The following is a 13,389-nucleotide window of genomic DNA, read 5'->3' on the forward strand; positions in this document are numbered from 1 at the left end:
GCGGGCGGAGTCAGTTCAGATCGCGGGCCACCCGCAACCCGTCGGCGAAATAGCGCACGTCGGCGTCGTAGCCGATGCGGGCGGTAACGGCGATGGCGTCCTGCCCATCCCGCCAGGAGCCGCCGCGCAGCACCCGCTTGCGGCAGTCGCCCTCCGTCCAGGCGCTGCCGTCCGTCGGGGCGCCCTTGTAGCCGGGATTCCAGCAGTCGGCGACCCACTCCGCCACCCCGCCGCTGGTGTCGTAGAGGCCGAAGGCATTTGGCTGGAAGCTGCCGACGGGCGCCGGCAGGGAGCGGTCGGCGGCCCCGCCGCAGTCGCGGCAGTTGGCCAGCCGCGCCCCCGGCGTCAGGCTGTCTCCCCAAGCGAAGCGCGCCGCACTGCCGCCACGCGCCGCGTACTCCCACTCGGCCTCGCTGGGGAGGCGGTAGCGCTGGCCGGTCTTGCGGCTGAGCCACTCGGTGTAGGCCAGCGCGTCCTCGACATGGATGTTGTGGACCGGCGTGTCGTCGGAGGGGTTGCGCATCCGCGGCATGGCCGCGCAGCCGCCGCCCTCCACGCAGGCGCGCCAGTTGGCGACCGTCACCTCGTAGACCCCGATGGCGAAGGGCTTGGCGAAGGTGATGCGGTGGGGCGGGCGCTGGCTGGCGTCGCCGCGCTCGCTGCCCATGACGAAGCTGCCGGCGGGAATGCGCATCATCGGCGGGCAGGCCGGGCAATCCTGGAAGCTGCTGCCGTTGCCCTGCGCCCGCCCCTGCGAGCCCCCCGGCTGGGCCGGCGCGGCGAGCGCCAGCCGCTGGCGGTCCTCCGGCCCGGCGGGGCGCAGCGCGGGACCGCGGACGAAGCCCTGCACGCCGCCCTGGGTGCCATCGTCCAAGGCCACCCGGTACCAGTCGGCGTCGGCCACCCGGCCCAGCACCCGCACCGGGCCGTCCTTGGCGAGGGCGCCGACCCGCTCCGACCGTGCGTCCGGCCCGGCGCGCAGATCGGCGTCGGAGACGGCCACGTACATTCCTTCCCCGGCGGTGTCGAGCTGGAGTTCCGGCGGCGGAGACGCCTTGCCGCTGGAGGCCCCGTTGCCCGCCCCATTGGCCGACGATCCGCTGCTCCCCGCCCCTCCCCCTGAGGTGACCGCGGCGACCTTTGCTGATTCGGCGCGCAGCCGGTTCAGCCGGTCGCGCGCCGGGGCGGCGAAGGGGCCGGTGCCGAACAGCCGCAGGAAAGCGTCCAGCGCGTCGGCGTCGCGGCTGTCGCGCACGCGGCGCCACAGCGACTCCTCCAGATCGGCCTGAGGCGGGGCGGCACCGGCCTCTTCGACCTCCAGAAGCGCGCTCATCGTCGTGCGCCCGCCGCGCCCGTCCTCGACCAGCACGCTGAACACCCCGGCGCGTCCCGCGGGCGCGCGTTCCGGGTCGAAGGTCAGCGCGGTCAGCCGCTCCGGCGCCAGCTTGTCGCCGGGCTTCAGCGGCGTGGTGCCGTCGCGCACCTTGCCCCGCTCCGGCACGGTGCTGACGGTGAAGGTCAGCGGGTCGCCGTCCGGGTCGGTCGGCACCTCCAGCCGCAGGCTGTTGACCACGGCGCGCACGCTGCGCTCGGCGACGGCGACCGGCGGGCGGTTGCTCGGCTTGATGAGGATCGGCACCGCGCCCCGCGCCACCCCGCCGCGCCCGTCCATCACCGCGAACTCGAAGCTGCCGGCGTCGCCGAGGTGGGTGGCGTCGGCCCGGAAGGTCGCGGCGGTGAGCTGGTCGAGCGTCAGATAGTCGCCGATCAGCACCACCCGGTCGCCGATGCGCACCCCGCCGCCGCGCGGCAGGCCGGTCACCTGGGCGAAGAGCTGGTCGTTGTCGGGATCGCTGGGCCGCGCGATGTCCAGCCCCTCCGTCCCGCCGCGGTCGAACACCTCCAGCGTCTTGAAGGCGGCGAGTTGCGGCGGCCGGTTCTCCGGCAACGGGTTGAAATAGAAGGGCGCGGCCCCCAGCGAACCGTAGAGGAACGGCTCCTGCCGGCCCTGGGTGACCTGCATGACGTCGTCGCGCACACGGCGGAAGAACAGGCTCAGCTCCAGCCCCGGCACGTCGAAGTTCTTCAGCAGCGAGGCGGTGTAGGGGCTGTGGTCGCCCTGCCCGTCCTCGGCCACCGCGTCGGCGCGGGTGGCCATGGCGACCAGCGTGTCGGTCGGCGTGTCGTCGACGCGGGCGAAGCCGGAATGGACCTCCGTCTTCTTGGTGCCGGACCGGACCAGACGGTCGGCGAAGGGGTTGTTGCGGCAGGCGTCCAGGATCAGGATGCCCAGCTTGCGCGCCTGGGCCAGTTCGCCCATCGGCAGGTTCAGCGGCAGCGCCTCGTAGACCAGATCGCGCTCGCGCTCCAGCCGGGCGTCCGCGGGGATCAGGAAGTTGGTGCCGCCGACCTGCATGCCGTGGCCGGCGAAATAAAGCAGCGCCACGTCGGCCTGCGCCGCCTGGATGCCGAAGCCGCGCAGCGCCTCGGCCATGCCGCGGTTGTCGAGGTCGTAGCGCTCGTCGACCGTAAAGCCCAGCTTGCGCAGGGCCGCCGACATGGCGTGGGCGTCGTTGCGCGGGTTGGGCAGTTCGGTGGCGTGGCGGTAGGCGCCGACGCCGATGACCAGCGCGATGCGCTGCTCCGGCGCGGTGGCGGCCAGACCGGGCACGGCCCACGCCGCCATGGCCAGCAGCAGGCCAGCGGTCAGCGCCAGAAGGATGCGGCACGAGACGAAACGGCGAAAGCGTGCAGCCATGGTCACCCCATGCCATGGTCACCGGACGGCGGGGCGCGGACGCCCCCACAGTCCAACACGTCCAGTATTTGGCCGCGCCCCCCGGAACAAGAGGACAAAACCGGCTAACAGCTCTCCACAGGCGGGGGCATGGTCCCCCGCAAGAAAGACGGGGTTGGCCGCGGGCGGCGCGGCGAATGCGCGATCCGGGGCGATCCAGGGCGATGTTGTGCTTTCCCTTTGCCCGAAAGGTTTCTATATGACCCCTTCGACAACACAGGGATCATGCCATGCCGCCCGCCAAGCCGACGGTCGCCAAGATGACCGAAACCGAAATCGCCCGTGTGCAGAGCTATCTGCGCAAGACGCTCGGCAACGACAAGATCATCATCCAGCCGCCCGAGAAGGCCGGCCAGTCCGCAGAAGTCATGCTGGGCGACGAGTTCGTCGGCACCCTGCACCGCGACGTGGACGAGGGTGAGGTCTCCTACGCCCTGCACGTCGTCATCCTGGAAGAAGACCTGCCGGCAGCCCCTACGGCCCGTCGCTGAGTCACGTCCTTCGGGCGTCCTTCCAGCGCGGTCCTCTCCCGCCCCCGCGGCGGGAGGGGCGCTTGCCCGCACGCCGTTGGAACCCGCCGACAGAATTCGGAATGATTGTCAGCCCGGCCGGCTGTGGCGGCGCAGTTCCGCGGCCAGCCCGGCCATCAGCGTCTCGCCGCCCGACAGGGTGAGGCCACGCACCAGGACGAGCGCCGGCAGATGGTTCCGGCGCAGCAGAAGCAGCCGGTAGCCGGCGCGCCGCCGACGCCCCTTCCCCGGTTTTCCATCCTCCTCCACATCCACCTCCCCGCCGGCCAACTCCAGTTCCCGTTCGTGCTGCTGCAGGGTCATCGTCTGGATGCGGGCCACGAAGAGTGGGCGTTTGCCCTGCGGCGGATAGAGCGCCACCCCGCGGATCGTGTTGTGGGGGACAAGCTGTCCATGTGCGGTCAGTCCTTCCGGCGCCACGACCAGACGCACGGCGCTGCGCCGCGCCGCCCGCAGCAGCGTAATCACCCACATCAGCAGAAGCGGCACCGCGCACAGGACGCCCAGCCAGCGCAGCATCGAGGCCGTCGGCTCCAGGGTCAGTTCGGCCACCACGACGAAACCGGCCAGCAGCAGGGCAGCGTAGAGGAGATGGGCGTAACGCTGGGGCGGTACGCTGGACGGCGACGCCTCGAACACCGTCGCCTGCCCCTTGTCCTCGCGGGAGATCTCGACCTCGGGCATCCCGTCCGCATCCTCATCACGCCGCCACACGCCGTCCTAATACCCTCGACGCGCCCAACATGCCAGAACAGCGGCGCCCGCCCGCCTGTCCAGCGATCCGGTCACCTGTCCAGTCTTCCAGACAGGTGCGGTCCGGAGGCCCCTCCCGAAAGCACGGAAAACCGGCTCCGGGAGCCCGCCCAAGCGCTGGCATGGGCATTGCTTTCCTTTGCAACGAAGCGTCCCGTGGCCGCGTCGTTCCCTGTGGCCATGGCGGCGATTCCTCCAAAGCATCTGGCCGGCCGCACCGTCGTTTCCACGACGGGTGCGACCGGCACTTTTTTGGAGGAAGTCAGTTCCCGGTGGGCGGCTCGGCCCCTTCGGTCGGGAAGTCGGCGGGAAGGGTGATCTCCAGCATCTCCAGATCGTCGGAATGCGCGATCTCCACATGCCGGATGCCCGGCGGCTGGTGCACGCAGGAGCCGGCCTGCAACAGCACCTCCCCCACGCCTTCGTAAGCGAACTTCACCCAGCCCTTCAGCACGTAGACCATCTGGAAATCCAGCGCGTGCCGGTGCCAGCCGCCGTGCGACGGCTCGCCGGGACGGGCGCGGATGACGTGGGCGTTCGCCTTGCCCGCCGTGGCGGCGCGGATGCCCAGGTCGCGGTATTCGAAGAAGGGTCGCAGCCCGTCGCGCTTGAAGTCCGCCGGATCGGGATGACTGACCGCAAAGGTCACCGAATCGTTCGCAGGCGCGTCGTTTTCGGACATACCGTTTCCTCCCATCGTCATTGATTGCACCGAGTATGACCGAAAGCCGCGTATACGGCATACCCCCGCCGCGCACGGCGCCATTGCGGCCCATGCAGGGCGCCGCGCTATAGTGATGCCCGCCGCGCACAAGACGTGGCCGCCAAGGAAGAAATGCCCGATCGGGAGGAAAGCATGGATCACGCCGTCGCGGAGTCCGCCGGACAACCGCCGCTGCCGCAGGACGTCGCCGTCAACCCCATCCGCTCCGCCACGGACTGGCACAGCCAGCGCGACGCCTGCGCGGCCGATCCCGGCGCCTTCCACGGCGCCATCGCCGCGGAGACGATCCATTGGTTCGACGGCGCGCACTGGCTGATGCGCGAGGCCGACGGCGTCTGGCGCGGCTGGGACGCCGCCACGGGCGAACCGGCGGGCGAGGCTGCGGAGCGGGTGGACTGGTCCCCCTGGACGCAGGCCTTCGACGGGTCGGAGGCGCCCTTCTACCGCTGGTTCGCCGGCGGGCTGACCAACGCCGCCTTCAACGAGGTGGACCGCCACGTCCTGTCCGGTCACGGAGCGGAGACCGCCTACTGGTACGAGGGCGACCGCTGGGACGCCGCCGCCAACGGCGGGCGCGGCGGCCCGGTCCATCACGTCACGCTGAGCCGGCGCGAGTTGCTGATCCGCTCCGCGCTGGCCGCGCTGGCGCTGCGCGGGCTGGGGTTGAGGCAGGGCGACCGCATCGCGCTGAACATGCCCAACATCCTCGACCAGATCGTCTGGACGGAGGGGGCGAAGCGCCTCGGCGTCATCTACACCGCGGTGTTCGGCGGCTTCTCCGACAAGACGCTGTCCGACCGCATCGAGAATGCCGGCGCCCGCGTCGTCATCACCGCCGACGGCGCCAGCCGCAACGCCGAGATGGCCCCCTTCAAGGAAGCCTACAGCGATCCGGCGCTCGACCGCTTCGTCGCCCTGCCCACGGCGCTGCGCATCACCGAGGAGGTTTTGCGCGCCAAGCTGGGAGACGACGCCCTGATGGAGCCGGTGCGCCGCGGGCTGGCGGGCGAGATCACCGTCGCCCCCGCCGACGTGATGCGGGAACTGGGCCGGGCGCTGGACCGCGCCGGGACGCTCGACGCCGCCACCGTGGCCGACCTGCGCGCCAGCGTCGCCGAGGCGCTGGCCGCCGCCCCGCCGCGGGTCGAGGCGGTGATCGTCGTCCGCCATGCCGGGCTTCCCGACATTCCCTGGACCGAGGGCCGCGACGTCTGGGCGCACGAACTGCTGGCGAAGGCCGAGGCGGAGCTGTGCGCCGCCGCCGGCTTGGCCGGCATGGAGGCGCTGCGCGCGCTGGACGACCGGGCGCTCTACGCCGCCGTGGCGAAGGCCGTGCCCTGTGTGCCGGTGGACGCCGACTATCCGCTGTTCATCATCTACACCTCCGGCTCCACCGGGAAGCCGAAGGGCGTGGTGCATGTCCATGGCGGTTACGTCGCCGGCCTCGCCCACACCATGAAGGTCAGCTTCGACGCCCTGCCGGGCCGCGACGCGATCTACGTCGTCGCCGATCCCGGCTGGATCACCGGCCAGAGCTACCTCATCACCGCCAGCCTCGCCGCCCGCATCCCCGGCATCGTGACCGAGGGGGCGCCGGTCTTCCCCAACGCCGGGCGATTCGCCTCGATCATCGAGCGGCACAAGGTGACCATCTTCAAGGCGGGCGTGACCTTCCTGAAGACGGTCATGACCCACCCGGAAAACCGCGCCGACGTCGAGCGCTACGACCGCTCCTCCCTGCGGGTCGCCACCTTCTGCGCGGAGCCGACCAGCCCCGCCGTCCAGGCCTTCGGCATGGCGGTGATGACGCCGCAATACATCAACAGCTATTGGGCGACGGAGCATGGCGGCATCGTCTGGACCCACCCCTACGGCAACCCCGACCAGCCGCTGCGCGCCGACGCCCACACCTACCCGCTGCCCTGGGTGCTGGGCGACGTCTGGGTTCCCGAGAGCGAGCCGGACACCGCGGGCCGCGTAGCCTTCCGCCCCGCCGAAGCGGAGGAGAAGGGCGAGATCGTCGTCACCGCCCCCTATCCCTACCTGACCCGGACCATCTGGGGCGACGCGGAGAATGTCGGCCAACCCGGCTGGAAGGGTGACTTCGAGCGCTTTGTGGCGACCTATTTCGGGCGCTTCCGGGACGCCGACGGCAATCCGGTCTGGGCCTATCTGCAAGGCGACTTCGCCCGGCGCTACGACGACGGCAGCTTCAGCCTGCACGGCCGGTCCGACGACGTCATCAACGTGTCCGGCCACCGCATGGGAACGGAGGAGATCGAGGGCGCGATCCTGCGCGACAAGCAGATCAACCCCGACAGCCCGGTCGGCAACGTCATCGTGGTCGGCGCCCCCCACCGCGAGAAGGGCCTGACCCCCGTCGCCTTCGTCCTGCCCGCCAAGGGCCACGACCTGACGGCGGACGACGAGCGCCGGCTGAAGGATCTGGTGCGGCAGGAGAAGGGCGCCGTCGCCGTCCCCTCCGACATTTTGTCTGTTCCGGCCTTTCCCGAGACGCGCTCCGGCAAATACATGCGCCGCTTCCTGACGGCGATGATGAACGGGGAGCCGCTGGGCGACACCTCCACCCTGCGCAACCCGGAATGCCTGACCGACCTGGAGGCGCGCATCGCCGCCTGGACGCGCGGTCAACAGCGGGCGGAGGAACAGACCCTCATCGAACGGCAGCGCTTCCTCTCCGTGCAGTACGACCGTCTGGCCGACGGGGTGCGGATGGCGACCGTCACCATCGACAATCCCCCGGTCAATGCCCTGTCCGACCGTCTGCTCGACGAGTTGGACACTCTGGTCGCCCATCTCGCCCGCCGGACGGACGTGCGCGCCGTGGTAATCACTGGCACGGGGCGCAACTTCGTGGCCGGCGCCGACATCCGCCAGCTTCTCGACGAGGTGCAGGACGAGAGCGAGGCCCGCGCCCTGCCCGCCAAGGCCCACGCCGTCTTCCGCGCCATCGCGGCGCTGGACAAGCCGGTCTATGCCGCCATCCGCGGCGTGGCGCTCGGCGGCGGCTGCGAGCTGGCGATGGCCTGCCATGTCCGGGTGGCCGATCCCCGCGCCCGGTTGGGCCAGCCGGAGATCAACCTGTTCCTGTCGCCCGGCTATGGCGGGACGCAGCGCCTGCCGCGCCTGCTCCTGCGCAAGGACCCGGAGCGGGGGTACGGGCGGGCGCTGGAGATCCTGCTGTCCGGTCGCCAGATCGACGCGGAGACGGCGCTGGAGTTTGGGCTGGTGGATGTGGTGGCGCGCGGGGCGGACGATGCGCTGACGCTGGCGAAGGCGTTGGCGCGGGAGGCCGCGCTGCACTCCAAGACCCTCTCCCCCCTGGGGAGAGGGGAGGGTGAGGGGGTTGCGCGTGTGCCGAACGTGCCGCCAAGCGCAACCCCCTCACCCCAACCCTCTCCCCAGGGGGGAGAGGGTGTAAAGCGCCTCCTCCGCCAAGCCCACAGCGTCGGCCGCGGCCCCGTCGCCGACACCATTGTCCAACTGGTCGACACCGGCCTCAGCGACGGCTTCGACGCCGGGTCAGCCTCCGAAATCGCCGCCTTCGCCCGCTTCCTCCTCGACCCCGCCAACGGCGCCAAGAAGGGCATCGCCCTGTTCCTGGAGAAGAAGTCCCCTCCCCTGCCCGCCCGCCCGCGGCGCGACAGCCGCGACGGCGTGCTGCCGATCGGCAGCCCCTTCGTCCCCGGCGCCACACCCCTGCCCCGCTGGCAGCTCGCCCAGGCCGTCGTCCGCGATCTGGAGACGGGAGCCGCCGCCCACGGCGACCCGGCGCAGGCCGAAACGGAGGTCGTCATCCCCGTCCCCGAGCCCGGCCCCAACCAGGCGCTGGTCTATGTCCTCGCCTCCGAGGTCAACTACAACGACGTCTGGGCGCTGACCGGCATCCCCATCTCGCTGTTCGACGAGCATGACGAGGACGTGCACGTCACCGGCTCCGGCGGCGTCGGCATGGTCGTGCGCATGGGCGAGGCGTTGCAGGCGCAGGGGCGGCTGGCGGTCGGCGATCTGGTCGCCGTCTATTCCGGAGTCTCCGACCTGCTGGACCCGGAGGCCGGCGCCGACCCGATGTTCACCGACTTCCACATCCAGGGCTACCAGTCGCCGGACGGCAGCCACCAGCAGTTCATGCTGGCCGACGGACCGCAGCTCTTCCCCCTGCCGCCCGGCCTCGCGCTGGAGGAGGCGGGAAGCTACATGCTCGCCGCCGGCACCGGCTACCGCGCACTGTTCACCGCGCTCGACGTGCAGCCCGGCAAGCGCCTGCTGGTCGAGGGGGCGGCGGGCGGCACCGGCGCCTGGACGGTGGAACTGGCGCTGGCCCGGCGCATGAAGGTGACCGGCATGGTGTCGTCGGAACGCCGCGCCGCCGCGATCCGCGCCCGCGGGGCGGGGGCGGTGGACCGCTCCGTCGCCGAGGCCGCCTTCACCCGCATCCCCGCCGACCCGGCGCACTGGGCGGCGTGGGAGGAGGCCGGGCGCCCCTACCTCGACGCGCTCCGCGCGGCCAACGGCGGCAACCTCGTGGACTACGCGGTCAGCCACGCCGGCGAGACGACCTTCCCGCGCACCTTCCAGTCTCTGGCCGAGGGCGGCGCGCTGACCTTCTTCGGCGCCTCCAGCGGCTACCACATGACCTTCCTCGGCAAGCCCGGCGCCGCCGAGCCCGCCGAGATGCTGCGCCGCGCCCGCCTGCGCCCCGGCGAGGCCGTGCTGGTCTTCTACGGCGCCGGGGCGGTGGGGCTGCGCGACGACATGGCGCTGTCGGCCATCGAGGCGGCCCGCGAGTCCGGCGCCCGCGTCTGCGTCGTCACCGACCGGGATTCCGAACGCGACTTCGTGCTGTCGCTGGGCTATGGCGAGGCGCTGGCCGGCGCCGTGTCGCTGGCCGAGATCACGCGCCGCGTCCCGCATTTCGACTGGCCCGACACCATGCCGGACCTGCCCGACCCGCAGCGGGAGACCGCCGCCTTCAAGGAGGCCGTGCGCCTGTTCACCGAGGACACCTTCAAGCCGCTGGGCCAGGCGGTGGGCCGCATCCTGCGCGCCGCCGACAACCCGCGCGGCATGCCGGACGTGGTGGTGGAGCGGGCGCGGCGCGACACGCTGGCCGTCTCGACCATGCTCGTGAAGCCGCACACGGGGCGCGTCGTCTATTGCGGCGACATGGCCCCCGACGGAAGTGGTCGGCGCTACAGCTTCTACGCGCCCCAGGTGTGGATGCGCCAGCGCCGCATCCTGATGCCATCGGCAACCATCGTCGGCACGCATCTTTCGAACGCTGCGGAAATCGCAGGGCTGAACCGCGTCATTGCGTCGGGGGCGGTCCGTGTGCCAACGACATACCTCGGGAACTGGGACGAGCTGCCCACGCTCCATCAGGCCATGTGGGAGAACCGCCTGCCGGAAGCGACCGGCGGCGCCGCCAAGGCCGTCGTGAACCACGCGCTGCCGGAAGCGGGCCTGACCTCGCGCGACGAACTGCTGATCGCCTGGGCGGGGTCGGCAACAGGAAAGGGACAATGAGGCTTATCATCAAGGATCTGTGCCACCGCTACGACGACCTCGTAGTGCTGGACGGCATCGACCTGACGGTGCAGGAGGGGGAGGTTCTGGCCGTCATCGGCCCGTCGGGCTGCGGCAAGTCCACCCTGCTCGGTATCGCCGGCGGCATCGTGGCGCCCAGCTCCGGCACCATCGCGGTGGCGGGCGCGGTGCCGGACGGCTGCCTGAACCCGATCACCTTCATCTTCCAGGACTTCGCCCTGCTGCCCTGGCGCAGCGTCGAGGACAACCTGTCGCTCGTCCTCGAACACCACCCGCTGTCGGCGGCCGAGCGGCGGGAGCGCATCGAGTCCGGCCTGCGCCGCATGGGTCTGTGGGACTTCCGCAAGGCGCTGCCCAAGCAGTTGTCCGGCGGCATGCGCCAGCGCGTCGGCATTGCCCGCGCGCTGGCCGTGCGCCCGGCCATGCTGCTGCTGGACGAGCCGCTGTCGGCGCTCGACGCCCAGACGCGCGAGCTGCTGATGGAGGATTTCCTGTCGCTTTGGCAGCGCGAGCGGACGACCGCCCTCTACGTCACCCACAATCTGGACGAGGCGCTGCGGCTGGCCGACCGGGTCGTCGTGCTCAGCCGCCGTCCGGGCCGCCTGCGCGAGATCGTGACCATCGAGGAGCCGCGCGACCAGCGGCTGGAGCCCTCCGCCCAGGCCCATCTGGCGGAGGTGCGCGACCGGCTGTGGCACTTGATCCGGGCCGAGGCCCAACTGGCCGACCGGGAGATCGCCGATGCCTGACACCACTCTCCCGCTTCAGGACCGCTCCCCCTCCCAGCCCGTCCGCTTCCGCGGCGGCGGCTTCACGGTCAAAGGGCACCGCTGGGCGGCGCTGCTCGCCTTCGTGGTGCTGATCGCGGTGTGGGAGTCCACCAACCGCTTCGGCCTCGTCAGCGACCTGTTCCTGCCGCCGCCGAGCGCGGTCGCCTCGGCGCTGGCCGCCATGGCACAGGACGGGTCGCTGTGGCAGCACCTGAAGGCGTCGCTGATGCGCATCGGCGTCGGCTGGGTCATGGGCACGGTGGCCGGCATGGCCGTGGGCTTCGCCATGGGCATCGGGTCGGTGGCGCGGGCGGTCGGCGTGCCCCTGGTCTCCGCCTTCTTCCCGATCCCGAAGATCGCGCTGCTGCCGCTGTTCATCCTGTGGTTCGGCATCGGCGAGCCGTCGAAGTTCGCCACAATCGGCTTCGGCGTCTTCTTCCCGACCGTGATCGCCACCTACAGCGCCATCGATTCGGTGCCGCGCAACCTGATCCGCATGGCGCAGAGCTTCGGCCTGCCCTGGGCGTCGATCCTGCGCAAGATCGTGCTTCCCGGCGCCCTGCCCGGCATCCTCGCCGGCTTCCGCATCACCGCCTCCATCGCGCTGATCCTGGTGGTCGCGGCGGAGATGATCGGGGCGGAATACGGCATCGGCGCCTTCGTCCTGACCGCCGGCAACCTGATGCTGACCGACCAGCTTCTGGCCGGCGTGCTGGTTCTCTCGCTGCTCGGCCTGAGCATCGGGACCGTGCTGTCCATCCTGGAACGCCGCCTGCTGAAATGGCGGTGAGAAAAACGATGATTGAGAAAGGGAGACTGAGAATGACCGTCGTGCGTTGGAGCCGCCGTTTGGTTCTGGGTGCAATGGGTGCCGCGGCCCTGGCGCTGGCCGGAACGCCCGCCGCCGAGGCGCAGGGGTTGGAAAAGACCTCCATCGGCGTGCTGGCGCTGGCCTCCTCCGGCCCGATCTTCATCGCCAAGTCCAAGGGCTACTTCGAGAAGGAAGGGCTGGACGTCGATCTGAAGATGTTCACCTCGGCCCAGCAGGTGCCGGTGGCGGTGGCCTCGGGCGACGTCGATTTCGGCGTCACCGGCCTGACGGCGGGCTTCTACAACCTGGCATCCAAGGGTGCCGTCACGATGATCGCGGCGCAGAGCCGCGACGAGCCGGGCTTCCAGCTCAGCGCCTATGTGGCGACCAAGGCGGCGCACGACGCCGGGCTGACCAAGCCGGCCGACCTCAAGGGCAAGCGCATCGCCATCACCACGGTGGGCTCGACCTTCCATTACATGGTCGGCCTGCTCGGCCAGAAGCACGGCTTCACGGTCAAGGACGTGACCATGGTGGCGATGCAGGACGTGCCGAAGATGGTCGCCGCCTTCAAGGGCGGTCAGGTGGACGCGGTGATCGCCCCGGTGACGGTGGCCCGCCAGCTCGCCGCCGAAGGCTCCGGCACCATCCTGGGCTGGGTCGGCGACGAGACGCCGTGGCAGCTCGGCGCCCTCTTCACCAGCCCGAAGACCGTCGCCCAGCGCCGCCCGCTGGCCGAAAAGTTCGTCAGCGCCTACCTGACCGCGCTGGCCGAATACCACGCTGCCTTCAACGCCAAGGACGCGTCGGGCGCCGTGGTGAAAGGTCCCGGCTACGACGAGCTTCTGGCGATCATCGCCGAGGCGACGAAGCAAAAGCCCGAGGTCGTCGCCGCCGGCCTGCCCTATGTCGAGCCGAAGGGCAAGCTGCTGGTGGACGACGTCGTCAATCAGGTGAAGTTCTGGCAGTCCGAAGGTCAGGTGGACAAGGCGCTGGACGCCAAGTCGGTCATGGACCTGACCTTCGTGAAGTGATTCTGCCGTGAAGTGATCCTGCGCTTTACCGCTTGCCCGGCCCGTAGACCTTCGGCTGGGAGAAGTTGATGTGGTCGAGAAGCTCCTGGGTCGGACAGCCGTCCACCGGGAGCTTCGCGGCCTTCTGGTAGGCGCGGATGGCGGAGCGGGTGTTCGGGCCGATCTTTCCGTCGATCACGCCGGGACGGAAGCCCTGCTCGGTCAGGGTCTTCTGGATGCCTTCGACATAGGCGAAGTACATGTCCGGCGTCATGCTGTCCGTCGGACAGGCGGCGTAGGCCGGGGACGCGAAGGCCGTGGCGGCCAGGAAGGCGGCGAACAGGCTGCGGTTCATGGTCTCTCTCCGTTTCTTGTTGCGGAGATCAACAACGCAGAGCCCGCGTTTCTTCCCAAGGGATAAAA

9 protein-coding genes are annotated in these 13,389 nt (G+C 70.7%); 5 read left to right on the top strand and 4 right to left on the bottom strand.

All coding sequences use genetic code 11. The annotated features are described in order from the left end of the window. Positions 1–10: 10 nt before the first annotated feature. Positions 11–2,758 carry an SUMF1/EgtB/PvdO family nonheme iron enzyme gene (locus tag AMK58_RS10665; protein ID WP_059398875.1) on the bottom strand — a complete coding sequence of 916 codons (2,748 nt, stop codon included), beginning with the start codon at positions 2,756–2,758 and terminating at the stop codon, positions 11–13. Between the two features lie 269 nt (positions 2,759–3,027). Between AMK58_RS10665 and AMK58_RS10670 the strand changes: the two genes are divergently transcribed. Next, entirely contained in the window at positions 3,028–3,288 is a 261-nt protein-coding gene (locus AMK58_RS10670) for a DUF3126 family protein (protein ID WP_014241108.1), read from the top strand. Between the two features lie 108 nt (positions 3,289–3,396). On the opposite strand, the gene AMK58_RS10675 is transcribed toward AMK58_RS10670, so the two are convergent. Both AMK58_RS10675 and AMK58_RS10680 read right to left on the bottom strand, forming a co-directional pair. Then, entirely contained in the window at positions 3,397–4,011 is a 615-nt protein-coding gene (locus AMK58_RS10675) for a hypothetical protein (RefSeq protein WP_035674217.1), read from the bottom strand. Positions 4,012–4,342: 331 nt separating this feature from the next. Further along, positions 4,343–4,762, bottom strand: coding sequence for a cupin domain-containing protein (locus AMK58_RS10680; RefSeq protein ID WP_035674214.1), 420 nt, complete (start codon positions 4,760–4,762; stop codon positions 4,343–4,345). Between the two features lie 174 nt (positions 4,763–4,936). On the opposite strand from AMK58_RS10680, the gene AMK58_RS10685 reads away from it, so the two are divergent. From AMK58_RS10685 to AMK58_RS10700, 4 genes are read left to right on the top strand one after another with little or no spacing between them, the layout of a single operon-like run. Next, positions 4,937–10,351 carry an AMP-binding protein gene (locus AMK58_RS10685; protein WP_059399054.1) on the top strand — a complete coding sequence of 1,805 codons (5,415 nt, stop codon included), beginning with the start codon at positions 4,937–4,939 and terminating at the stop codon, positions 10,349–10,351. Next, a complete protein-coding gene (locus tag AMK58_RS10690; protein ID WP_059398876.1) occupies positions 10,348–11,121 on the top strand; it encodes an ABC transporter ATP-binding protein in 774 nt (257 codons plus the stop codon). The genes AMK58_RS10685 and AMK58_RS10690 overlap by 4 nt, the downstream gene beginning before the upstream one ends. Beyond that, positions 11,114–11,932 (top strand): ABC transporter permease, encoded by an 819-nt coding sequence (locus tag AMK58_RS10695; protein WP_035675180.1) that lies wholly within the window; start codon positions 11,114–11,116, stop codon positions 11,930–11,932. The genes AMK58_RS10690 and AMK58_RS10695 overlap by 8 nt, the downstream gene beginning before the upstream one ends. 32 nt (positions 11,933–11,964) lie before the next feature. After that, positions 11,965–12,987 (top strand): ABC transporter substrate-binding protein, encoded by a 1,023-nt coding sequence (locus AMK58_RS10700; protein ID WP_051140322.1) that lies wholly within the window; start codon positions 11,965–11,967, stop codon positions 12,985–12,987. A 25-nt stretch (positions 12,988–13,012) separates the two neighbouring features. On the opposite strand, the gene AMK58_RS10705 is transcribed toward AMK58_RS10700, so the two are convergent. Beyond that, entirely contained in the window at positions 13,013–13,321 is a 309-nt protein-coding gene (locus AMK58_RS10705; protein WP_035675189.1) for a peptidoglycan-binding domain-containing protein, read from the bottom strand. Positions 13,322–13,389 lie beyond the last annotated feature (68 nt).

The organism is Azospirillum brasilense (assembly GCF_001315015.1).
Lineage (GTDB): Bacteria > Pseudomonadota > Alphaproteobacteria > Azospirillales > Azospirillaceae > Azospirillum > Azospirillum brasilense.

Excerpts from the sequence above, each read along its gene's own strand:
- AMK58_RS10680 (WP_035674214.1), bottom strand. The coding sequence starts at position 4,762 with ATGTCCGAAAACGACGCGCCTGCGAACGATTCGGTGACCTTTGCGGTC.
- AMK58_RS10685 (WP_059399054.1), top strand. The coding sequence starts at position 4,937 with ATGGATCACGCCGTCGCGGAGTCCGCCGGACAACCGCCGCTGCCGCAG.
- AMK58_RS10695 (WP_035675180.1), top strand. The coding sequence starts at position 11,114 with ATGCCTGACACCACTCTCCCGCTTCAGGACCGCTCCCCCTCCCAGCCC.
- AMK58_RS10690 (WP_059398876.1), top strand. The coding sequence starts at position 10,348 with ATGAGGCTTATCATCAAGGATCTGTGCCACCGCTACGACGACCTCGTA.
- AMK58_RS10670 (WP_014241108.1), top strand. The coding sequence starts at position 3,028 with ATGCCGCCCGCCAAGCCGACGGTCGCCAAGATGACCGAAACCGAAATC.
- AMK58_RS10700 (WP_051140322.1), top strand. The coding sequence starts at position 11,965 with ATGACCGTCGTGCGTTGGAGCCGCCGTTTGGTTCTGGGTGCAATGGGT.
- AMK58_RS10705 (WP_035675189.1), bottom strand. The coding sequence starts at position 13,321 with ATGAACCGCAGCCTGTTCGCCGCCTTCCTGGCCGCCACGGCCTTCGCG.
- AMK58_RS10675 (WP_035674217.1), bottom strand. The coding sequence starts at position 4,011 with ATGCCCGAGGTCGAGATCTCCCGCGAGGACAAGGGGCAGGCGACGGTG.
- AMK58_RS10665 (WP_059398875.1), bottom strand. The coding sequence starts at position 2,758 with ATGGCTGCACGCTTTCGCCGTTTCGTCTCGTGCCGCATCCTTCTGGCG.